General features: G+C 68.8%; 19 protein-coding genes. 9 read left to right on the top strand and 10 right to left on the bottom strand.

Annotated elements, in window-relative coordinates; translation table 11 throughout:
• Genes ACFVTR_RS03435 through ACFVTR_RS03425 form a run of 3 tightly spaced genes read left to right on the top strand, consistent with a single transcriptional unit; the run spans position 1 to position 3,297 of the window.
• A complete protein-coding gene (locus ACFVTR_RS03435) occupies positions 1-966 on the top strand; it encodes a dTDP-glucose 4,6-dehydratase (protein ID WP_387034748.1) in 966 nt (321 codons plus the stop codon).
• Positions 963-2,084, top strand: coding sequence for a DegT/DnrJ/EryC1/StrS family aminotransferase (locus ACFVTR_RS03430; RefSeq protein ID WP_387034746.1), 1,122 nt, complete (start codon positions 963-965; stop codon positions 2,082-2,084). The genes ACFVTR_RS03435 and ACFVTR_RS03430 overlap by 4 nt, the downstream gene beginning before the upstream one ends.
• Positions 2,085-2,094: 10 nt before the next feature.
• Positions 2,095-3,297, top strand: a complete 1,203-nt coding sequence (locus tag ACFVTR_RS03425) for a glycosyltransferase (protein ID WP_387034744.1) — start codon at positions 2,095-2,097, stop codon at positions 3,295-3,297.
• A 30-nt stretch (positions 3,298-3,327) separates the two neighbouring features.
• Here ACFVTR_RS03425 and ACFVTR_RS03420 read toward each other — a convergent pair whose 3' ends face one another.
• On the bottom strand, positions 3,328-4,419 hold the full coding sequence (locus ACFVTR_RS03420) for an acyltransferase (RefSeq protein WP_387034742.1): 1,092 nt from the start codon (positions 4,417-4,419) through the stop codon (positions 3,328-3,330).
• A gap of 434 nt (positions 4,420-4,853) precedes the next feature.
• Between ACFVTR_RS03420 and ACFVTR_RS03415 the strand changes: the two genes are divergently transcribed.
• Entirely contained in the window at positions 4,854-5,903 is a 1,050-nt protein-coding gene (locus ACFVTR_RS03415) for a hypothetical protein (RefSeq protein WP_387034740.1), read from the top strand.
• An 18-nt stretch (positions 5,904-5,921) separates the two neighbouring features.
• Here ACFVTR_RS03415 and ACFVTR_RS03410 read toward each other — a convergent pair whose 3' ends face one another.
• The 9 genes from ACFVTR_RS03410 to wecB form a co-directional block, all read right to left on the bottom strand.
• Positions 5,922-7,013 carry a glycosyltransferase gene (locus ACFVTR_RS03410; RefSeq protein WP_387034738.1) on the bottom strand — a complete coding sequence of 364 codons (1,092 nt, stop codon included), beginning with the start codon at positions 7,011-7,013 and terminating at the stop codon, positions 5,922-5,924.
• Positions 7,010-8,128 (bottom strand): glycosyltransferase family 1 protein, encoded by a 1,119-nt coding sequence (locus ACFVTR_RS03405; RefSeq protein WP_387034736.1) that lies wholly within the window; start codon positions 8,126-8,128, stop codon positions 7,010-7,012. Before ACFVTR_RS03405 ends, ACFVTR_RS03410 begins: the two co-directional genes overlap by 4 nt.
• Complete coding sequence (locus ACFVTR_RS03400) at positions 8,125-9,234, bottom strand: glycosyltransferase family 4 protein (protein WP_387034735.1); 1,110 nt, start codon at positions 9,232-9,234, stop codon at positions 8,125-8,127. Before ACFVTR_RS03400 ends, ACFVTR_RS03405 begins: the two co-directional genes overlap by 4 nt.
• 12 nt (positions 9,235-9,246) lie before the next feature.
• Positions 9,247-10,320 carry a glycosyltransferase gene (locus tag ACFVTR_RS03395; RefSeq protein ID WP_387034734.1) on the bottom strand — a complete coding sequence of 358 codons (1,074 nt, stop codon included), beginning with the start codon at positions 10,318-10,320 and terminating at the stop codon, positions 9,247-9,249.
• 67 nt (positions 10,321-10,387) lie between these two features.
• Positions 10,388-11,524 carry a glycosyltransferase family 1 protein gene (locus tag ACFVTR_RS03390; RefSeq protein ID WP_387034732.1) on the bottom strand — a complete coding sequence of 379 codons (1,137 nt, stop codon included), beginning with the start codon at positions 11,522-11,524 and terminating at the stop codon, positions 10,388-10,390.
• Positions 11,521-13,317 (bottom strand): ABC transporter ATP-binding protein, encoded by a 1,797-nt coding sequence (locus ACFVTR_RS03385; protein ID WP_387034730.1) that lies wholly within the window; start codon positions 13,315-13,317, stop codon positions 11,521-11,523. Before ACFVTR_RS03385 ends, ACFVTR_RS03390 begins: the two co-directional genes overlap by 4 nt.
• Positions 13,318-13,345: 28 nt before the next feature.
• Positions 13,346-14,353, bottom strand: a complete 1,008-nt coding sequence (locus tag ACFVTR_RS03380) for a Gfo/Idh/MocA family oxidoreductase (protein WP_387034728.1) — start codon at positions 14,351-14,353, stop codon at positions 13,346-13,348.
• A complete protein-coding gene (locus ACFVTR_RS03375) occupies positions 14,353-15,456 on the bottom strand; it encodes a DegT/DnrJ/EryC1/StrS family aminotransferase (RefSeq protein WP_387034727.1) in 1,104 nt (367 codons plus the stop codon). Before ACFVTR_RS03375 ends, ACFVTR_RS03380 begins: the two co-directional genes overlap by 1 nt.
• A gap of 151 nt (positions 15,457-15,607) precedes the next feature.
• Positions 15,608-16,675 carry a non-hydrolyzing UDP-N-acetylglucosamine 2-epimerase gene (gene wecB, locus ACFVTR_RS03370; protein WP_387034725.1) on the bottom strand — a complete coding sequence of 356 codons (1,068 nt, stop codon included), beginning with the start codon at positions 16,673-16,675 and terminating at the stop codon, positions 15,608-15,610.
• Between wecB and ACFVTR_RS03365 the strand changes: the two genes are divergently transcribed.
• From ACFVTR_RS03365 to ACFVTR_RS03345, 5 genes are all read left to right on the top strand, one after another.
• Positions 16,562-17,482 carry a glycosyltransferase family 2 protein gene (locus ACFVTR_RS03365; RefSeq protein ID WP_387034723.1) on the top strand — a complete coding sequence of 307 codons (921 nt, stop codon included), beginning with the start codon at positions 16,562-16,564 and terminating at the stop codon, positions 17,480-17,482. The genes wecB and ACFVTR_RS03365 overlap by 114 nt on opposite strands.
• Positions 17,483-17,487: 5 nt before the next feature.
• Positions 17,488-17,865 carry a DUF2304 family protein gene (locus ACFVTR_RS03360; protein WP_387035376.1) on the top strand — a complete coding sequence of 126 codons (378 nt, stop codon included), beginning with the start codon at positions 17,488-17,490 and terminating at the stop codon, positions 17,863-17,865.
• A 50-nt stretch (positions 17,866-17,915) separates the two neighbouring features.
• Positions 17,916-18,509, top strand: coding sequence for a DapH/DapD/GlmU-related protein (locus ACFVTR_RS03355; RefSeq protein ID WP_387034721.1), 594 nt, complete (start codon positions 17,916-17,918; stop codon positions 18,507-18,509).
• The gene (locus ACFVTR_RS03350; protein ID WP_387034719.1) at positions 18,506-19,708 is read left to right on the top strand and encodes a glycosyltransferase family 4 protein; all 1,203 of its coding nucleotides are present in this window, start codon (positions 18,506-18,508) and stop codon (positions 19,706-19,708) included. Before ACFVTR_RS03355 ends, ACFVTR_RS03350 begins: the two co-directional genes overlap by 4 nt.
• 150 nt (positions 19,709-19,858) lie before the next feature.
• Positions 19,859-21,802 (top strand): DUF6541 family protein, encoded by a 1,944-nt coding sequence (locus tag ACFVTR_RS03345; RefSeq protein ID WP_387034717.1) that lies wholly within the window; start codon positions 19,859-19,861, stop codon positions 21,800-21,802.
• Positions 21,803-22,024 lie beyond the last annotated feature (222 nt).

Raw genomic sequence — 22,024 nt, 5'->3', positions numbered from 1 at the left:
TTGACGCTTGCAAACCGTTCCATCCTGGTCACCGGCGGCGCCGGGTTCATCGGAAGCCACCTCGTCGATCGGCTCATCTCGGAAGACCCTGCGAAGCTCGTCGTCGTCGATAACTTCTTCCTGGGGAACGAGGGGAATCTCGCCCCCGCGCTCGCCCGACGCGACGATCTCGAGATCATCCGGCTCGACGCCTCGGACCTCGCCGCCATGCAGGACGTCGTGACGACCCACGGCATCGACACGGTGTTCGATCTCGCGGTCGTGCCGCTGCCGACCTCGCTCACGTTCCCGCACTGGACGATGCAGACCAACATCGGCATCACCACGACGTTCTGCGAGATCACGCGACGAGGGCTCGTCGAGCGGTACGTGCACTTCTCGAGCTCCGAGGCCTACGGCTCCGGACGGTACGTGCCGATGGACGAGGAGCACCCGCACGATGCGCTGACCCCGTACGCGGCGAGCAAGTCGGCTGAGGACCACATCATCCGCTCGTACGTCAGCACCTTCGGGATCGACGCGACGATCATCCGCCCCTTCAACAACTACGGGCCCCGCCAGAACCCGGGTTCGTACGCCGGCATCATCCCGATCATCGTCCGCTGCGTTCGCACGGGACAACCGATCACGATCTTCGGCGACGGCGAGCAGACCCGCGACTTCACTTTCGTCCGCGACACCGCCGAGCTCACGATCGACATCTTCAACAACCCCGAGTGCCGCGGACTGGAACTCAACGTCGCGACCGGCGTCGGCACGTCGATCAACGACCTCGTCGCCCAGATCCTCACCATCATGGGTCGGCCCGATCACCCGGTGGTGCACGTGGAGGAGCGGCCGGGCGATGTCCGCCGCCACCTCGCGGACGTCAGTCGACTGGTCTCGTACGTCGGCCATCACCCGCCGGTGCTGAGCGACGAGGCGCTGCGCGAGACCGTCGAGTGGTACGAAGAGATCCTCGCGTGAGGCTCAACGTTCCGCTTCTCGGCGAGGCCGAGCTCGAGGCCGTCGGCTCGGTGCTCGCGACCGGGTTCCTCACCCAGGGGCCGAGGGCGCAGGAGTTCGAATCGCTCGTTGCACAGCTGGTCGGCACCGGCCACGCCTACGCGACGAGCTCGGCGACCACGGGCATCCATCTCGCGCTGCACGCCTGCGGGGTGGAGCCGGGCGACGAAGTCATCATCCCCGACTACTCCTTCCCCGCGACCGCCAACGCCGTCATCCAGCAGGGCGCGGTCCCGGTGTTCGTGGACATCGATCCGGCCACCTTCAACATGGACCCGACGAAGCTCGAAGCGGCGATCACCGAGCGCACCGCCGCCATCATGCCGGTCCACGCATTCGGGCTTCCCGCGGACATGAACGAGATCAACGCGGTCGCGGCGGCTCACGGCCTGCCTGTGATCGAGGACGCCGCGTGCGCCCTCGCCGCCACGTACCGAGGCGTCGCGGCCGGCGCCCTCGGCACTGCGGGCGTCTTCTCGTTCCACCCGCGGAAGATCATCACCACGGGCGAGGGCGGGATGATCACCACCTCGGACGCCGGAGTGGCCGAACGCATCGCCGTCCTGCGGACCCACGGTGCGGTCCGCGGGGACACCTACATGTCCTTCGTGGACGCCGGTTACAACTATCGCCTGAGCGACATCAACGCCGCCATCGGGATCGCGCAGATGGAGCGACTGGATCACATCCTCGAGCGACGACGCAGCCTCGCCGCCGCGTACGACGATCGCCTCGCCGAGGTCGACGGCCTGACGACGCCGATCGTTCCCGACGACCGGACGCACACCTTCCAGTCCTACGTCCTGATGCTGGACGATGCGTTCGACCGCGATGACGTCATCCACACGCTCAAGGCTCGTGACATCGAGACGACGCTCGGCACGTACTCCATGCACCTGCAGCCGTACTTCCGCGATCGCTTCGCGATCGCCGACGAGGCGCTGCCCGCGAGCACCCGGGCGCACCGACAGGCGCTCACCGTGCCGCTCTATCCGCAGATGACGGAGTCGGACGTGGATTCCGTGGTCGATGCGCTTCGCATCACGCTCGCGGAGTCACGTTCGGTGCGCGCAGGCTAGGCCGAGGAACGTGCTCCGATACCTCCATCAGGCGCGCGCAGCCCTCCCGCAGTTCGCACAGAAGGCGGCGCTGCACGCGAGCTATGCGTGGCACCGACGCGGCCGGGGCGATGCGCAGGTCTCGTGGGTGGTCGGGCCGCAGGAGGTCGCGACGATGGTGCGCCAGCTGGCGGACCAGATCCCCGACTCGCACACGGTGAACCTCGTCCGGCATCCGTTCTACTCGTTCGCGTACGACACCGAAGTCGACATGGGCATCGGCGGCATCCGGGGCAGGCTTCGGCGCTTGTACGCAGGCCCGTGGATCATGGGCCGACTGGCGAGGCGCGCACGCGGATTCGTCTACGTGAGCCGGACGGGTTTCCTCTCGAGGCTCGACGATTCCCGAGCGTACGAGTTCGGCTTCCTCAAGCGGAAGGGCGTGCACGTCGTCTGCGTCTTCACCGGCACCGACATCCGGTCGCCGAAGCTCATGAAGGAGCTCGAGGCCACCCTCGGCAGGCCCAACGTGTCGACCTATCAGGGGTTCGCCGATCGCGCCACGGTCTCGGCGGAGTTCGACGAGACGACCCGCCGCGCGGCGCAGGCCGCCGATCGTCACGCGGATCTGATCTTCAGCATGCGCAACGATCAGCGTTCGTATCTCACGAGGCCCACGCTGCCGTTCCTCTACTTCTATCCCGACGACGGCGTCCAGGACACGAGCGCGAAGTTCTCCTCGCCGGTCCGCCTCCGCGTGCTCCACGCGCCCTCGTCGCCCATCATCAAGGGGACCCAGGTCGTTCGCGCCGCCGTGCAGGCCCTTCGGGACGAGGGCCGCGAGTTCGACTACGAGGAGCTCATCGATGTGCCTCACGAGCGCGTGGTCGCTGCGCTGCGCGACGCGCACATCGTGCTGAACCAGTTCTACGCGTTCGTGCCGGGGGTCTTCGGAGTCGAGGCCCTCGCCGCCGGCTGCGCGGTGCTCCAGAGCGCCGACCCGTCCGCTGAACCCGACCTGCCGGAGTGGGACGAGCCGGCCTGGTTCGTGACCCAGGCGCATGAGGTGACGGCGCATCTGCGCACCCTCCTCGACGACCCGGCGCTCGCCGAGAGGTATGCGCGCCTCGGCCAGCAGTGGGTGCGCGACCACGCGCTCGCGTCGGACTCGGGGCGCATCCTCCGGGAGCAGCTCAGCCGGGTCCTCGCCGACGATCCGCACGGCACGCGCTGAGTCTGGATTCCACGGCCGCCCGGACGAACGTCAGAACAGCCGTCTCAGGTAGGGCACCCGTCGAGCGATCAGGCTGATCGCGAACGAGATCACGACCACCACCAGCCAGATGATGACGGTGACGGTCAAGGAGCTGGTCACGGCGCCACCGAGGGCCGCAACGGCCATCCGAACCAGGATCAGAACCACGAAGTGCACGAGGAAGACGCCGAACGCGGCGTCCGACAACGTGGCGAGCACTCGGCGCGCCCGGGTCGGGAGCGCGACGGCCGCGAAGATCCCCTGGAACGACAGGAAGACACCGCACGCTGCGAGCGCGGTCGCCAACCCGAGATAGCCGAGGGGAAGCACCGCGTTGAGGGTCGGATGATCGGCGCGCGTGCCGGACTGCCAGACGATCTCTGCGAGAAGACCGACCGTGGCGATCACGACGACCGCAAGAGTGGTCCCCCTGGGGACGAACACGCGCAACGCCCACCCCGCGAGGAAGTAGCCCACGTAGGGAAGCCACTGCGTGAGCGCGTTCAGCACGATCGACTGCGGCTGGCCGATCGCGGTGAACACGGAGGCGAGCGTGTAGGTCAGGATCGTGGCGGCCAGTGCCGATGCGGCGAAGATCCGGGCGCGCCCCTCTCCCCCGCCACGGAGGAATGCGGCGAGCACCGGCGCCACCGCGTAGAGACCGACGATGAGGAACAGGAAGTAGAGGTGGGTGTACGGGGTTCCTGCGGCCAAGAGCCCGACCACGCCCAGCGGAGTGAGCTCCGCACCGCTGATGAGCATTCGCACGACGAAGATGTAGAACAGCGGCCAGAACACGAAGGCCGGCCCCAGTCGGAGCAGGCGTCGACGATAGAACGACGCGGGCCCGTTCCGATGGGTGCCCTCCCCGAGGAGGAGCGCTCCGCTGACCATCACGAACACGGGCACGACCCAGATGTTCCCCGCATTGACCGCGAGGGCGAGCCACCACGACATCGATCCGGAGATCTCCGGGTTCGAAACCATGATCCCGGTGACGTGGATGGCGACGACCCCCAGCACCGCGGCGACGCGCAGTCCGTCGAGAGCGACCACCCGTTCGACGGCGCGGCGGAGGGGAGGGGCATCGGCGTGGGTCATCAGTGGTCCTCGGATCGCGTGGCCCTGCGCTCTCGAGGAGGTGCGGCGAAAGCGTAAGGCGTGGTCGGGTGCCGTGATGCCGACCTCATCGGCGACCTCGGCCGGGAGCATCAGAGGGCGACCGCCGCCCTCGCGGCGGGCGCGTGCCCCCTCACGAACTGAGAACCCCGACCCGCCGCTTGATGATCTTCACCGACCTCAATCCTACCCAGAGCGACCCGGTCGCCCTGCTCGGGAATCCACGATGCGGGCCGGGCGACGTCGACGTGTTAGCGTGAGTCGCCATGACCGGATCAGCAATCGTCGCGTACGTCCGCGCCCGGTCGGGCGCGATCCTCACCTGGGCGATCGTTGCCGCAACGTTCCTCATCACCTACGTCACGTTCATCCGCTGGTATCGGTTCTTCTTCCCCGACTCGCGCTACTACCTCGCGATGGCGTACCTCTTCGGCGGAGCCGATCCTGAGACGGCCCGCGATCTCACCGTCGACTTCGCCGACCCGCGCGGAATCCCGGTCCCGCCGGTCGATGACCTGTTCGGCTGGGGCCTCGTCCAGCCCCGTGTCGTGTATCCGGTCCTGAGTGTGCCGTTCGTGAAGATGTTCGGCGCGTACGGGCTCGCGGTGGTCCCGCTGCTGGCCGCGGTCGCCCTGACGATACTGCTGACCCTCATCCTCATGCGCCGCTACGGCAACGTCGTCGCGGTCGCCACGATGCTGCTGGTGAACGGCAGCCTCTTCCTGATGTCGTTCCACACTGGAATGCTCACCGAATCGCTGTCGGGGCTCTTCGCCGTGCTCGCACTCCTCGCCGCCTGGCGTTGGCTCGACCGACCGAGCCCATGGCTCCTCGTGGCCATGGGCGCGGCGACGGCGGCGTCCGCCTTCACCCGCCAGGCGACGCTGATCATGGCCGGCGCCTTCGTCATGGCGTGGCTGCTCGGATCGATCGTCGGGCGCCGGAACAGTCCGTGGATGTGGCCCGCGATCGTCGTCGGCGGGACCGCCGTCGGCTGTCAGGTGCTGCAGAGCCTGGTCTTCCCGTCGTTCTCGCAACTGGACCAGTTCCTCAAACAGGCCGGCGCCGAAACGCTCGGCGAAGCGATACTGCGCGTCCCCGCAATGCTGCTGCACATCCTCGCGTCCGATGCGGCCGCCATGATGCGGGCGGACCGCACGCTCCTGTTCCTCATCGGTCTTGCGGTCGCCTCGATGATCCTGTTCTGGCGACGTACCGAGTCGCACCTTCTGCTCGGGGCGATCCTCGGGATCGCGCTCTACAACGTCACCAACGGGACCCCGACGCAGTTCCGCTACGCGACACCGGGTCTGGTGTTCTATGTGCTCGCCGCGGCGGTGATCATCGCGCACACCGCCGACCGGGTGACGAAGGCCATCGCGGACCGCCGCAATGGGTCGATGCAGGAAGGCACGTCCGACTCGTTGCCCCCGTCAGCGGCCCCCTCGGCGGAGCCGGCAGCCTGACGACCCGCCTGACCCGGACTATCCGCGGTCTGGCAGACCCGGCTGGAAGTGACGCGCGGCGAACGACGCCGCGAGGAACCGCAACGGAGCATCCCTCGCCAAGGTGCGCCGATACGGTCGAGTGGTCAGCGGCCGCACCCCGAGGTAGCGACGGCGTTCCGCTACGAGACGGTCGATGACACCTCGTTCGGGCGCGGCACTCATCAGTTCGCCGACCAGATCGGAGTCGACGCGGGAGAGCACGACCGGAACGTGAGGCGCGAGCCGGACCAAGGTCGGCAGCGCCTCGCGCACCGCCTCGACCGCCTCATCGGTCCAGGGGGCGCCGGACCTTCCTGCGGCGCCGAACAGCTGGACGCGGATGAGCTTGGCCACGATGGAGGTCTTCTCCGCTTCGGAGAGGCGACCCCAGAAGCTCTCCAGAGCGAGCGGGCCGACGAAGGCGAGCTCTGCTCGCATCGGACGCGGCGCCGCCGTGACCCGGTCTCCCGCCCCTTCCCCGACGATGTACGGGAATCCGCGGTCCGCCATGGCGATCCGACCGGACTCGAACCACAGCCTCAGGCTCGGCGCGATGTCCTCCCCCGTCTCCAGGCCGGCCACGGGCACTGCGAGCGGAGCGAGCCCGCGCGCGAGCAGTCCCATCGTGCTGGTCCTGTACGCGAGACGGTCCTTGGCCGGCTCGAGGATCGTGCGCAGCATCCTTCGCGGCGGTGTCGGGAAGTCCACGCCGGACGGCTCCTGAACCATGCGCGGCATCACGACGTCGGCGCGATGCCGGTGCGCGGTCGCCAGCCACGAATCGAGTGCTCCCCGAGCGAGGTGGTCGTCCGAGTCGATCTTGGTGAACCACGGTGCCGACACGTCGGCGAGCGCGAAGGCGAGCGGCCCGGCGGGCGAGTGCACACCGTCGTCGAACGCCGTCACCTCCACCCGCGGGTCGTTCGCGTACTCATGCAGCGCAGCGCGAATGCCCGCCGGATCGGTGTTGTGGGCGATCACTCGCAGGCGGACGTCGCATTCGGAACCCTGAAGCACCGATGCCGCCAGGCGCCGGATCGGTCGCGTCGGCGTATGCACCGGGACGATGACCTCGATCTCGGGCGTCACGCGCGCTCTCCGGCGATCGCCTCGACGGCCGAGCGCCAGACCGGCACCTGGTGCTCGGCCGACAGCTCACGCGCCGCGGCGTGCGCTGCCGACTTCCATTGCCGTACCCGCTCGGCGGTGAGCCCGTCGAGCTCGGCCGCCAGGGCGTCGGCGGTGAAATCGGCCGCCGCGGTTCCGAACCCGCGCGGGCCCATGACGCGCATCATCTCGGGCGACGGCCCGATGATCAGACCGAGTCGTGCCTGCACGTACTCGAAGAACTTGTTCGGCAACGCGTAGGCGTTGTTGAAGTTCGTCGGGGCGAGCATGTGCAGGCCGACGTCGTAGGCGTTGAGCGTCGTGACCAGCGTGTCGAACGGCACCGGGTCGACGACGCGCACCCCCGGCGTCGCAGCCGCACGCGCGACGAGTTCTTCGCGATAGGCCGGGTCGTTCGGCGTCAGGTACAGGTCGAGCGTCACATCGGTCCGCGACGCGACGGCGTCGACGAGCACTTCGAGCCGACGATTCCGCAGCGCCGCGCCCGCGTGCACGAGTCGGATCGGGGCTCCGACCGGGCTCGGCTCGAGTTCGGCGAACGGAGGGGCGTTCATGACCACCGAGGCGTCGAGTCCGAACTCGCCGCGATAGCGGTCCGCGATGGTCGCGCAGACGGTGGTCGTGGATGCCGCCCGTGCGACGTACCTCCGCAGCTGCCAGCGCAGGAAGGGCGCCACGAACAGCCTGAACCGCAGCATCTCGGAGTTCTGCTCCGGGGCGAACTCGTGCAGGTCCGAATGGAACCCGCGCGACGGCGCGAGCCTCACGGCGACGCCGGCCGCGTCGACATCGTTGGCGACGATGACCTCCGCGCCACCAGGTCGCACATTTTCGAGGACCCAGGACACCGCGGGATTGTGCTCGAACGCCCATCGATACGCGCGCGCCATCACCGCCGGCCGCGGATAGCGCCATGCCACCCGGTCGTCGGGGATCTGGTGGTGCGCGGACGCGCCCGGCGGCTTCGGCCCGTAGCCCACTGTCGTCACCTCGAACTCGCCGGTGAAGAGGTCGATCTGCTTCCGCACGCGTGGATCGGAGACGAGCGTCGAGAACGAGATGATCAGGAGTTTCATGCGGAGTGGCCTTCGGGGTCGCCTGCGAGGTGGTATGCGCGGAGGTACTCCGTGCGACGGAATGCCGGTGCGAAGCGCTGCTGGGCCCGGCGTGCGATCTCAGCGGGCGTGGCAGGCGTTCGGCTGCCCACCACCGCGATGACCGCGTCCGTGTAGAGCTCCTGGTCCTGCGCGGCGACGAGCACGCCGTCCGCCGGACCCACGAACTCCCCCTGGCCGCCGCGCGAGCCGACCACGACGGAGAGGCCGTGGGTCAACGCCTCCGCGATCGAGACGCCGAACGTCTCACCCTCGGTGGGGAGGAGGAACACGTCGGCGCCGAGCAGGCTGCGCGAGACCTCCTCCGGCGACAGGCTGCCCCTGAGTTCGATGCGGTCCGCCACTCCGAGCCGCGCGGCGGTGCTCATGACGTCGTCGCGCAACGGACCCTCACCGATCCAGCTGAGGGTCGCCGGGTACCCACGGGCGCGGAGTCCGGCGAGCACCCGAACGGCCAGGATCGGGCCCTTCCGCTGGATGATCCCCCCGACGGCGATCAGCCGGATGTGATCCGTCTGCTCCCGTTCCAGGTCGGCGCCGACCGGGGGGACCATGACATGGTTCGGGATCACCATCGTCGGGCCGTCGCGGTGAAGCCGGACGGCGCTCGCGAGGGCCTCGCTCACCGTCACGACGACGTCGGGCCGCTTGAGTCGACGCGCCAGGAGCGCGCCCATCGCTCTGACACCGACGGGCGCGGTCTCGGGCGCGAGGAAACCCGACCAGTGCTCGGTGTGCACCCAGGGCAGCTTCAGCGCCGTGCCCCCCAGTGGGAGCAGCGACGAGATCGCCATGCTGTGCAGCAGGTCGTGCTCGAGTGCCAGTTCTGCGATGTACCGCCGCGCACGCCGGATGGAGCGGGGGGATCGAACCGACATCGGCACGCGATGCACGGCGATGCGGCCGAGCCGGTCCACGCGAGCCTGAGCGAGCTGAGCGGGCGGAACCAGATGAACGACCGTCACCTCATGATCGAGGGCGAGCAGCTCGACGTCGCGAAGGTTGAAGATCCCGGACTCCGGAGCCCACGGGCCGGGAAACCACGTCGTCACTACGAGCACGCGCACTCAAGCACGCTATCAGTCGGCGATGAGGTTCCCGCGCGCGGCGGTGACCTCGTCGTAGTGGGACAGCAACTCGTCGGCCGCACCCTGCGCGCTTCGCCGCGATCGCACGAATTCGACCCCTGCGGACGCGTGGCTGGCGTGCTCGGAATCGGCCATGGTGATCCAGCGACGGAGGGCGACGGCGAGCGCATCGACGTCATCCTGCGGAACGAGCGTTCCGGTGGCGGAGTCCTCCACCATCTCGGTCAGTCCCCCGGATGCGTACGCGACGACCGGCGTCCCGCAAGCCTGCGCCTCGAGCGACACCAGTCCGGCGGCTTCCGACCACTCGGCCGAACCCCGCGACGGCATGACCAGCACTCGTGCCGCTCGATACTGCGCTCGGAGTTCGGCGCGCGACAGCGGACCCAGGACTTCGATGTGGGGATGCTCGCGGGCGGCCGACCTGACCTCCGCCTCGAGCGGCCCGCCACCCGCCAGCCGGAGTCGATGGGGGGTCGTCGCGTGCACCCTGATGGACGCCCGCAGTGCATCACGGACACCCTTGTGCTCGACCAGGCCTCCCGCGAAGAGCACGACGGGCTCATCGCCGTCGCCGTCCGCTCCGGGCGTGCCGGGGGTGAAGAACGACGTGTCGATGCCCTGGTACATGACGTGCAGCCGTCGTGAGTCGATCCCGTCAGCGATGGCACGATCGGCCAGCCACCGGCTGACCGCGAGGAACCGGGTCGTCCCGGCCGCCGTCGCACGCAGGTTCGCACGCGTGATGGCACCCCAGACGCCGGCGCTCTGACGCTTCAGCGCGAACACGTCGTACCCGTGCAGCGTGGTCACGAGCGGGACGCCCAGTCGCCTCGCCGCGGATGCCGCGGGCAAGCTCCATGTCGCGAAGTGCTGATGCACCGCGGCCGGCTCGAAGCGCCGGATGTCCCGTGTCACGCGGCCTCGAACCGCCTGGACGCGAAGGGTATCGATCCGCGATCCCGGCCGCAGCGTCATGGCCGAGTGGATCGGAATCCCGACGTCCTCGGTCACGCGCGCCGACGGCGAGAACAAGGCGAACTCATGGCGGTCACGGAGGAGCATCGCGTGCTGCACGACGAAGTACGTCGGCGGGATCGCGACGGGACCGCAGGCGAGCGCAACTCTCACGCTACGATCGCTTCCCGCCTGCCACGAGGCCGTCGACGAGCCGCAGCCACTTCTGCATCTGCTCCTGCGCACCGAGCGCTTTCGCACTGGCGTGGGCGTTCGCCTTCCATGCCGTGACGCGAGTCGCATCGAGCTCTGCGATCGTCGTCGCGAGATCACCGGCGTCGAACCCGGTTGCCACCGCGCCGAGCCCATGTCGTTCGACGTAGTCGACCATCTCGGGCGACGGCCCGATCAGGATGCCGAGACGAGCCTGGACGTAGTCGAACAGCTTGTTGGGGAGCGCCCACGCGTTGTTGAAGTTCGTGGGAGGCAGCAGGTGGACGCCCACGTCGTACGCGTTCAGCGTCCGAAGGAGGTCGGAGTACGGAACCGGGTCATGCACCGTGACCGCAGGTTCGTCGGCGACACGGGCCTTCAGCTCGTCGAGGTAATCCGGGTGGTTCGGCGTCAGGTAGAGATCGAGCGTGACGTCGGCGCCGCTCAGCGCGACGGCATCCACCATCTCCGTGAGCCGTCGATTCCGCAAGCACGCGCCGCTGTGCACGAGCCGGATCGGCGTGGAAACGGGCGTCGGCTCGGCGTCGGTGTACGGCGCGGCGTTCGTCACCAGTTCGGGACGGAATCCGAACTCCTTCTCGTACTCGCGCACGAGGCCGTTACTGACCGTCGACCACGACGATGCACGGGTCACGTAGTGTCGGCAGACCCACTCGTGGAACGGCCGGATGCGTTTCGCCCAGAGGGCGTGTTCCTCGTTGAGGCGCGGTGTGTACTCGTGGAGATCCGCATGCACGCCGAACCTCGGCTTCAGCCAGAGACCGACGGGAACGGCTTCCGTCTCGTTCGCGAAGACGACGTCGAAGTCACCGGGGCGAAGATGCGCCTTCACCCACGCCACGGCTGAGATCCGCCAGTAGGCCGCTCGATACATCCGCAGCGTGATCAGTCGTCCGTTCAGATCCTGATAGCTCGCCGAGCGCGGCATCTCGATATGACGGTCGACGCCTGCGGGTGCCGGGCCGTACCCGCACGTGGTCACAGCGTATCGATCGCGGAAGACCTCGATCTGCTTGAGCACCCGCGCGTCGGACACGATCGGCGAGAACGACAGGATCAGCAGCCGAGGTTTCGTCACAGCTCTGTCCCGTCGGGGTTGAGACCGGCGAGCCGGGCCTGCTGCGCGAACTCGGGCTCAGCAGCGATCACTTCTGCGAACGTTCCCCGCGCCTCGACCTTGCCGTCGCGCATGAACCAGATCTGGTCGTAGTCGCGGATCGTCGACAACCGGTGCGCGACGGAGATGACGGTCACCTCGCCACTGAGTTCTTGAATCGCGCGTGTCACCGCGGCCTCGGTCTTGGTGTCGAGCGAGCTCGTCGCCTCGTCGAGCACAAGGACGAGCGGGTCGCTGTACAGGGCGCGCGCGATGCCGAGCCGTTGACGTTGTCCGCCCGAGAGCTGAAGGCCTCGATCACCGACGCGGCCCCGGATGCCATCGGGGCGCGCCTCGATGACGTCCAGCAGCTGTGCTCGCGAAAGCGCGGAACGCACCCGGTCCTCGTCGTAGTCCTCGCGCCACGTGAGGGCGACGTTCTGAGCGATGGTCGCGTCGAAGAGCGCCACGTCCTGCGGGACGTACGCCACGCGCTCGCGCCAGCTCGCCATGACGTCGACGAGGTTCTGTTCGCCCAGGAGGACCCGCCCGGACGTCGGAGAGATCAGCCCGAGCAGGATGTCGATGAGTGTCGACTTCCCCGCGCCGGAGGAGCCGACGATGCCGAGGCGCGAACCGAGGGGCAGCACGCCGGTGACGCCGTCGAGCGAAGGGTTCTCGGCGCTCGGATAGCTGAACCGGACCTCGTCGAGCACCAGACTGGCGGGTTCGCCCTCGATGGGGTCGCGTCCGATCTTCTCGGCCGCTTCCTGGTATCGGCGAGACGAGTCGATGTCTCGGAGGACGGCGTCGGCGTGCGGGATGTTCGCCGTCATCATCGACATGAGCGACTGGAATCCCGTGAGCGAGGGAACCAGCCGGAAGCCTGCCACGCCGAACAGCGCGACCGCCGCGATCGCCTGCGTGGGCCCCGCGATGAGATAGCTGATCCCACCGACGAGCAGGAACCCTCCGACGATCGCGGCATCGAGCACGAAGCGCGGGATGGCGGAGAGGAAGTTGATGTTGGCGCGCGCCTTGGCTGCATGACGGCGGTCCTCATGGACGACGCGTGCGACCTCGGCGGACTTCCCGCGGAGTGTGATCTCCTTGAGGGCGGACACCATGTCGGTCATGAGCGACGCGACGCGGAACGAGTAGTCGCGGTTGACGCGTCCGGCCTGCACCGTGCGATTCGCGAGGACGACGTACAGCAGCACCGCGATCCCACCGAGGTATGCCACGGTCACGAGTGCGGTGAGCGGCTGCACGATCACGATGACGAGCACGACGAGCGCGGCGGTCGTCAGCAGCGTCGGCAGCGACATGAACGGAAGCAGGAAGCCGGACGTGACATTCGCGATGCCGACGTCGGCGAGGCGCACGAGATGGGTCGTGTTCCGCTGAAGGCGCTCGACCCACGGGGCACGGATGTACGCCTCGAACAGCCGGTCGCCGATCTCGAGCTCGAACGTCGCCATTCGACGCGTCGCCATCCACTGCATGAGGACGGCCGCGGTCGACTTGACGATGATGAGCCCGGAGATCACGAGGAGGATCCACACATATCCGTCCTGGCCGATGGACCCGATGAGCGGAAGCTGGATCGCGGTGCCGCCGAGCATCGCGACGAGAGAAGCGGCGAGCAGCATGAGCGCCGCGACATCCAGAATCGCGAGGGACGATGAGAGCACGATGTAGCGCACGATATAGCGCTGGGCGTTCTCCGGCAGGTGAGGGACGACCTGACGGAACGTGCTGAGGATGCGCTTCACGTCGCCACCCCGATGCGTCGTACCCCGATCATCGCTCCATCACGCCATCGGGCGTCTGCGCACGGCGACTGCCGGCCGCGGTCCGAAGCGCGGCTTCGACGACCTCGAGGGTGCGCAGGCCCTGAGCCATCGTCACCACGTCGCTCGGCAGGCCGAGCACGGCGTCGCGGAACGCCTCGTGCTCGACGCGCAGCGGCTCTCGTTTCGGGAACGCGTAGCGAGTCACGTCACCCTCGGACACCCCGCGGAAGACGGTCATCGACTCCCACTCGAGCGGGATCGTCCCGTTCGCGAAGAACGTGAGGTCGCCGGTCGACGTGTCGGCGACGAACGCGCCCTTCTCGCCGGTCACGATCGTCACGCGCTCCTTCATCGGGCTGAGCCAGTTGACGAGATGGTTGACGATGACGCCGTTCTCGAGGCATCCCGTCATGGCGATCATGTCCTCGTGCTCACGTCCGCTCTTGAAGGCCGTCTGAGCCGAGACCGTCTCATACGGGCTCTGCGCCACCCACGAAGTGAGGTCGATGTCGTGAGATGCGAGGTCCTTCGCGACGCCCACGTCGGCGATGCGCGAGGGGAACGGACCTTGACGACGTGTCGCGATCTGGTACACCTCGCCGAGATCGCCCGCGGCGATGCGAGTACGCAACTCTTGAAGTGCGGGGTTGAACCGCTCGATGTGGCCGACGGCACCGACGAGGCCGGCCTCACGGAATGCGTCCACCATGCGGTGACCGGAGTCGATCGTGTGCGCGATCGGCTTCTCGACGAGCGTGTGCACGCCTGCGGCGGCGAGCTTCAGTGCGGCGTCCTCATGGAAGCGGGTGGGCACGGCCACGACCGCGAGATCGAGCCCCTCGGCGATGAGCGCATCGATGTCGGGGAGGATCTCGAGATCGCCGGCGACGCCGTGCGGATCCCCGCCGGGATCCGCGATCGCGACGAGTTCGACGCCGTCGAGCTCTCGGAGCACCCGCGCGTGGTGCCGGCCCATCATCCCGACGCCGAGCAGTCCGGCGCGCAGAGCGCCCATCAGGCGCCCGCCCCGGCGATGGCGTTGACGGCCTCGACGATGCGCTCGAGCTCGTTCTGCGTGAGCGACGGATGCACCGGCAGCGAGACGACTTCGCTCGCGGCCTTCTCGGTCTCGGGCAGGTCGAGTCCGGGCGCGTAGTGGGCGAGCGAGGGAAGACGGTGGTTCGGAATCGGGTAGTAGACGCCGCTGCCGACCTGGTACTCGTCCTTCAGCGCCTTCACGAAGCCGTCGCGATCGTCGAGCACGCGGATCGTGTACTGGTGGTAGACGTGCACGGCCCCCGGTGCCACCGGCGGCACCACGACACCGGTCAGATTCGCGTCGAGGAACGCCGCGTTCTCCTGGCGTGCTCGAGTCCAAGCGCCGACCTTCGTGAGCTGGACGCGGCCGATGGCGGCGTGGATGTCGGTCATGCGAGCGTTGAACCCGACGACCTCGTTCTCGTACTGGCGCTCCATGCCCTGGTTGCGCAGCAGCCGGAGTCGACGCTCGAGGTCGGGGTCGCCGGTCGAGACCATGCCGCCCTCACCCGACGTCATGTTCTTCGTCGGATAGAGGCTGAACATGGCGAAAGCACCGAAGGTTCCGACGGACGCGCCGTCGACCGTCGCGCCGTGCGCCTGCGCCGCGTCCTCGAAGAGATTCAGCCCACGTCGTTCGGCGAGATCACCGAGGCCGGCGACGTTCGCGGGGTGACCGTACAGGTGCACCGGCATGATGCCGACGGTGCGCTCGGTGATCCGCGATTCGACCGACGCGACGTCGAGACCGAAGTGATCGGGCTCGATGTCGGCGAACACCGGCGTTGCGCCCGTCAGCGCGACGGAGTTGCCCGTCGCGGCGAACGTGAACGACGGAACGATCACCTCGTCGCCGGGGCCGACACCGGCCGCGAGCAGCCCGAGATGCAATCCGGATGTCCCGGAGTTGACGGCCACCGCCGCCCTGCCGTCGAGCAGTACATCGGAGAACTCGCGCTCGAACGCCGCGACCTCGGGGCCCTGCGCGACCATTCCGGAACGGAGCACCGAGTCGACCGCTGCCCGCTCCTCGTCGCCGATGATCGGCTTCGCCGCAGGGATGAACTCTGGACCGCTCACGCGCCCACCTTTCGATGTAGTTCTGCCGTATGGCACAAAGGACGTCCGCCAAGCCTACCTCGTCGGAAATCCGCATCGCCTCGGTGGAACCTCCTCGACCGGCTGAGCTCCGCGTCCCGAACGGTGCGCGGCAGGAGTCGAGCCATCGCGCTCAGTTCGCGCCGGCGAGCAACGCCTCGATCACACGCTCGGCCGCGCGACCGTCGCCGTACGGCTGCGCATCGGTGGGCGCGGGCATCGGACGCTGAACCGCTCGGGAGATGGCCTCGTGCGTCTCGGCGAGCACATTCCAACCGAGCTCGACGGTCTCGACCCACTCGGTCTCGCTGCGGACGGTCGTGCACGGGACACCGAGCAGGAACGCCTCCTTCTGCAGTCCGCCCGAATCCGTCACCACGCCGGCGCTGCGGAGCGCGACGGAGACGAGCTCGGGGTAGCGCAACGGCCGGTGCGGCACGAGGGTGCCCGTCGCGAGCTCGATGCCGTGCTCGGCCGCCTTCGCGACGAGTCGGGGGTGCGCGACGATGAGCACCGGTCGATCGAGACCGGACAGGCTCTCGACGATCGACCGGAGCCGAGTCGGGTCATCCGTGTTCTCCGCACGGTGGATCGTCGCAAGGTAGTACCCGCGCTCGGCGAGTCCCGCGTCGGCGAGCACCTGCGGGTACTCGTCCGCCACGGCGTCGCGGACACCGAGCAGCACGTCGGTCATGACGTCTCCGACGAGCACGGAGCGTTCGGCGAGGCCCTCCGTGGTGAGGTGATCGAGCGCCACGTGCGTCGGGGCCAGGCAGAGATCGGCGGCGTGGTCGGTGAGGACGCGGTTGTGCTCCTCCGGCATCCGGCGGTTGAACGACCGCAGCCCGGCCTCCAGGTGCGCCACCGGATAGTGCAGCTTCACCGCGCTCACGGCCGCCGCCAACGTCGAGTTGGTGTCACCGTAGACGAGCACCCAGTCGGGGTCGTGCTCGGTCAGCACCGCATCGAGCGCTCCGAGCATGGCACCGGTCTGCACACCGTGACTGCCGGAGCCCACGCCCAGGTGGACGTTCGGCGCGGGGATGCGGAGATCGTCGAAGAAGACGTCCGAGAGCATCGGGTCGTAATGCTGACCGGTGTGGACGATGACGTGCTCGACCCCTGCAGCCTCGGCGGCCCGGGCGATCGGAGCGAGCTTGACGAACTGCGGCCGAGCGCCGACGACACTGAGAACCTTCACGCATCGATCGTAGACGAGAGCGAACTCGCCCGCGCTTCTCGCGGGGTCGCGATTGCTAGTATCTCCGACATGCCCTCGATACCGCTGCGCCCGCTCATCGTGCTGCCAGCGTTCAATGAGGAGCAGGCCCTCGGACCAGTGCTGGACGAGATCTCCGAAGCGCTGCCGAACATCGACTGCCTGGTCGTGAACGACGGCTCTGAGGATGGAACGGTCGCGGTCGCGCGGGCCCGTGGGGTCACGGTGATCGACCTTCCGTTCAACCTGGGCGTCGGCGGCGCGATGCGCGCGGGCTTCCGCTACGCGCTCCGCAACGGCTACTCGGCGGTCGTCCAGGTCGACGCGGACGGACAGCACGATCCCCGAGACGTTCCGCGCCTGGTCGCCGACCTCGACCAGGCCGACATCGTGATCGGTGCGCGGTTCGCCGGCACCGGCGACTACAGTGCCCGCGGCCCTCGCCGATGGGCGATGAAGGTCCTCGCCTCGGTCATCGGACGGATCGCCAGCACGAAGCTCACGGACGCGACCAGCGGGTTCAAGGCGAGCGGTCCGAACGCGGTGGAGCTGTTCGCGTCGACCTATCCGGCCGAGTATCTCGGCGACACCGTCGAGGCCCTCGTGATCGCGGCGCGCGCCGGACTCCGGATCCGGCAGTCACCGGTCGCGATGCGCGATCGGCAGGGCGGCGTGCCGTCCCATCATCCGGTCAAGGCCGCTGCGTACCTCGCGCGTGCGGGGATGGCGCTCATCTTCGCGATGATCCGCCCGAAGGTGCAGCTCACGAGAACCGAGGAAGCCCAGTGAGCACGATGACCTATCTCCTCGGGATCGCTGCGGCGGTGATCGCCCTCGTCTCGGTGATCGAACTGCTCCGGCGGCGACGCCTCCGCGAACGGCATGCCATCTGGTGGATCCTGGCGGCGACGCTCGCGCTCCTCGGCGCGCTGTTCCCCGCCAGCGTCGCCTGGATCGCCTCGGTCGTCGGCGTCGGCCTGCCGAGCAACCTCGTCTTCTTCGTCTCGATCGTGCTGCTCTTCCTGGTCAATCTCCAGCACAGCGCGGAGCTGACGGACCTCGAGGACAAGACGCGCACGCTCGCCGAGGAGTCCGCCCTCCAGAAGGTACGCTTGGAGCGGCTCGAGGAGCGAATCGACCCGAAGCGCGACCTTCCCGACGCCCACCCCTGAGGCGCCGCTGCGCCCCGGGATCCCGCCCGTCTGAGCACAAGGAGTCCACCGTGGCAACCATCGCGGAGAGCGCCGACGTCTCCCCCGACGCACGAATCGGCGACGACACGAAGATCTGGCACCTCGCGCAGGTCCGCGAAGGCGCGGACATCGGCGACCGGTGCATCGTCGGACGCGGGGCCTACATCGGTTCCGGCGTGCACCTCGGCGACGACTGCAAGATCCAGAACTACGCACTGGTCTACGAGCCCGCGAAGCTCGCCGACGGCGTCTTCGTCGGACCGGCCGCGGTCCTCACGAACGACACCTACCCGCGGGCGATCGCGCCCGACGGGTCGATCAAGACCGCATCCGACTGGGAGCCCGTCGGCGTGACGATCGAGCACGGCGCGTCGATCGGCGCGCGCGCCGTCTGCATCGCCCCGGTCACGATCGGGGCCTGGGCCACCGTCGCCGCCGGAGCCGTCGTCACGAAGGACGTCCCCGCGTTCGCGCTCGTCGCCGGAGTTCCCGCGCGGCGCATCCGGTGGGTGGGCCGAGCCGGCGTTCCGCTCGACCCGATCGGCGACGGCGACTGGGTGTGCCCGCAGACCGGTGCCCTCTACACCGAGTCGAACGGCGAACTCCTCGAGGTCGCTGAGTGAGCCCATCGAGGGCTCCGAAGAACCGTGCCGCGCCTCGGGTCGTCCTCGCGACCAGGCTCTTCGCGCCTGAAGTCAGTGCCGGCGCCTTCCGGCTGCGGGCGCTGACCCGCTCGCTGATCGGACGGTCGGCGACCGTCCGAGTGCTGACCACGACGCCGCCGAGCACCGCCCCGCAGGGCACCGACGAGCAGCCCGGCCTGGAGATCTCGCGCTTCCCCGTTCTGCGGGACGCCGGCGGGAACGTACGCGGGTACGTCCAGTACCTCAGCTACGACATCCCGCTGGTGTTCCGACTCCTCGTCTCGCGCTACGACCTCGCCGTCGCCGAGGCGCCTCCGACCACCGGCATCGTCGTCGCCGCGATCAGCGCACTGCGCCGCCGACCCTACGCCTACTACGCCGCGGACGTCTGGACCGACGGCGTCGCCGCGATCGGTGCGCCGCGCTTCGTCGTCTCCGTCATCCGCTGGCTCGAGGGCCTCACGATGCGTCACGCCTCGACCGTCCTGTCGATCTCGGATGAGGTCACCGACCGGATCATCGAATTCGGCGTCGATCCCGCGCGCATCGCCACCGTCGGGAACGGGATCGACACCGAGGTCTTCACCCCAGACGGGGAGGCTGCGAACGACGGCACGAAGTACTTCGTGTACACCGGGACGATGTCCGAATGGCAGGGCGCCGAGGTGTTCATCCGGGCCCTTCCCCTCGTACGCGAACACGTCCCCGACGTCCGGCTCAGGTTCTTCGGCCAGGGCTCTGCGGAGGCGCAGCTGCGGGTGCTCGCCGCGCAGACGGCTCCCGACGCCATCACGTTCGGCGGCGTCGTCCCGCCCGAGCAGTCCGCTGAATGGATCCGTGGAGCGGTCGGCGCGCTCGTGAGCATCGCTCCGGGCCTGGGATACGACTTCGCACGACCGACCAAGACGTACGCGGCGGCCGCGTGCGGCACCCCCGTCGTGTTCGCCGGTTCGGATGCCAGCAGCGGTGCGGCGCTCGTGCGGGAGCACGGACTCGGCATCCACGCGTCGTTCACTCCGGAATCCGTCGCCGCGGCGATGCTCGAGTTGCTCGGCGAGCACGAGACCGCGCTCGCGACGGAGAAGCGGCGCGACCGCGCAGCCTGGATCGAGGCCAACGCGTCGCTTCGCGCAGTCGGGGATGCCGCGGCCGACGCGGTGCTCCGCCCACTCGGCTGACGCTCGGGAAGGGTCGCGACGTGTCGAGTACGATGGACCGTCTTTCAGAATTGGAGCCGAGCACGTGACCTTCGCACCTCGCGCGATCGTGGTCTCGACGGATCACCGCACCACACGTCCGAAGACTCCGACGGTGCGGGCTGACCTCGGATGAGCTGGTTCGAATTCCTCCCCGTCTTCGCCGCGGTCCTCGTGCTGATGATCGGCGTCGGTGCGCCGATCGCAGGAGCCCTCCGGCTCCGCGGCATCGCATTCTTCGGCGTCGCCATCGGCTCGTCGATCGCCTCGATCGGACTCTCGTCGATCGTCGCGCCGTGGATCGGCCTGTCGTGGACGGTGTTCATCCCCCTGGGATTCTCAGTCCTCGTCGCGCTCGCAATGCTGCCGCTGCGTCGTCGACTGACGACCGCTCCCGCCCCCGGCGGTCGCAGTGAGTGGGGTCGTCCGTTCCTCGCCCAGGCGTTCGCGGTCCTGCTGGGCACGACGCTCACGCTCCTCTGGATCGCTCCCCAGTTCGGCGCTCCCGATCATCCGGCCCAGAGCTACGACACCCTCTTCCACCTGAATGCCGTTCAGTGGATCCTGGACACGGGCAACGCCTCGCCGACGGCGATGAACATGACCACTCCGGGGCGTGCGTCGGGCTTCTACCCGACGCTGTGGCATGCGATCGTCGCGATCGTCGTCCAGTTGACCGGCGCCTCCATCGTCGTCGCGACGAACGCCGTCGCGCTCGTCGTCGCCTCCGTGGTGTGGACCGTCGCGTGCGTGTTCCTCGCGCGCGTGCTGTTCGGCCGCGCGCCGTTCCACGCCGTGCTCGTCGGCGGCCTCAGTGCGGTCTTCGGCGCGTTCCCCGCGATGCTGTTGTGGTTCGGCGTGCTGTACCCGAACCTGCTGGCCGTGAGCCTGCTCCCAGTCGCACTGGGGTTGCTCGCGGCACTCGTCCAGCAACGGTCGATGCTCGGTCTGCGACCGGTCGCACTCGCCCTCGTCGCCGTGTGGGTCGTCGGCGGAATGACGCTCGCTCATCCGAATGCGCTGTTCAGCCTCTTCGTCCTCACTGTTCCGCTCGTCGTCTACGCGGTCGTGCGAGTCGTCCGCCGGGCCGTCCCCGAACGCCGTGCACTCGTCGCCGTCGTCGCGACGACCACGGCGGCCGCGCTCTTCGCCGTCGAGGCCTTCGCGTTCTCCCGCGCGACCACCGGGGACAACGGGTGGCTGCCGACCCGGAACTTCCCGGCGGCGGTCCGCGAAGCGCTCACGAACGGGCCGATCGACCTCGGCTACGCGTGGGTCGTGAGTGCGTTCATGATCATCGGCCTGGTCGTCGCCGTGCGCCGGCCACGGCTCCGTTGGGCGGTCGCGGCCTACCTCCTGGGCGTCCTGCTCTACTCCGTGGCAATCGCCTGGCCGGTGGGCCCGTTCCGCACGGCGATCACCGGTGCCTGGTACAACGACTCCTACCGACTCGCCGCGTTGACGCCCGTGCTCGCGATCCCGCTCGCCGCGCTCGGCGCCGTGCGCGTCGCCCGCTGGCTCGTCCGCGGGATCCGCCTCGGACGCGATCGGTCGCGTCGCATCGGGCTGCCCGCGCTCGCGACGATGATTCTCGTGGGCCTGCTCGCGATCGGCGTGCCGTACGCCTCGACGGTGACCGACAGCAGCCGATTCCTCGCCGACGGGTACCGTTTCGACGACGACAGCGTGATGCTCTCCGATCAGGAGGCCGCCTTCCTCGAGCGGATCGGCGACCTCGTGCCCGAGAACGCGGTCATCGCGGGCAACCCATGGAACGGGAGTTCCCTGGTGTACGCCTACACCGGGCTGCGCACGGTGTTCCCGCACGTCGGAGGTGCGTATCCCGGCGAGTACCGGGCGCTCGCCGAGGGCCTCGCCGAGGGCACTCCCGAGGCGTGCGCTGCAGCTCGCGAACTCGGCGTGACGCACGTTCTCGACTTCGGCGAACAGTACATCTTCGAAGCGGACCCACGCTCCGAGAGCTATCCCGGATTGTCCGAACTGGATGAGAGCGCGGGGCTCGTGCTCATCGCCGCCGAGGGAGAGCTCGGGCTCTACGAGGTCGACTGCGACTGACCGGTCGACACGCGCCCGCCGTGCCCGTGCGCTGCACAGGGCCGGCATCCGGCGGCCCGCACAGCTCCGGCGGTCACGGCGAACTGGTCACGACACCGGTGGAGCTCACGGAGATCGAACCCTTCGTGAAGTTCTGCGTCCACCCCGCCGCGGCCGAACCCGACGGCGACGCCGTCGGCGCACCGATCGCGCCGCCGAGCCCACCACGCGCCTTCCAGTAGT

Origin of the sequence: Agromyces sp. NPDC058126 (assembly GCF_042884595.1) — a bacterium.
GTDB lineage: Bacteria > Actinomycetota > Actinomycetes > Actinomycetales > Microbacteriaceae > Agromyces.
This window is presented reverse-complemented; position numbering and strand designations above follow the sequence as displayed.

Bases quoted from the DNA above. Each gene is read 5' to 3' on its own strand.
- ACFVTR_RS03365 (WP_387034723.1), top strand. From the start codon at position 16,562: ATGCTGACCGGTGTGGACGATGACGTGCTCGACCCCTGCAGCCTCGGC.
- ACFVTR_RS03380 (WP_387034728.1), bottom strand. From the start codon at position 14,353: ATGGGCGCTCTGCGCGCCGGACTGCTCGGCGTCGGGATGATGGGCCGG.
- ACFVTR_RS03405 (WP_387034736.1), bottom strand. From the start codon at position 8,128: ATGAAACTCCTGATCATCTCGTTCTCGACGCTCGTCTCCGATCCACGC.
- ACFVTR_RS03395 (WP_387034734.1), bottom strand. From the start codon at position 10,320: ATGCTCCTCCGTGACCGCCATGAGTTCGCCTTGTTCTCGCCGTCGGCG.
- ACFVTR_RS03420 (WP_387034742.1), bottom strand. From the start codon at position 4,419: ATGACCCACGCCGATGCCCCTCCCCTCCGCCGCGCCGTCGAACGGGTG.
- ACFVTR_RS03415 (WP_387034740.1), top strand. From the start codon at position 4,854: ATGGCGTACCTCTTCGGCGGAGCCGATCCTGAGACGGCCCGCGATCTC.
- ACFVTR_RS03345 (WP_387034717.1), top strand. From the start codon at position 19,859: ATGAGCTGGTTCGAATTCCTCCCCGTCTTCGCCGCGGTCCTCGTGCTG.
- ACFVTR_RS03360 (WP_387035376.1), top strand. From the start codon at position 17,488: ATGACCTATCTCCTCGGGATCGCTGCGGCGGTGATCGCCCTCGTCTCG.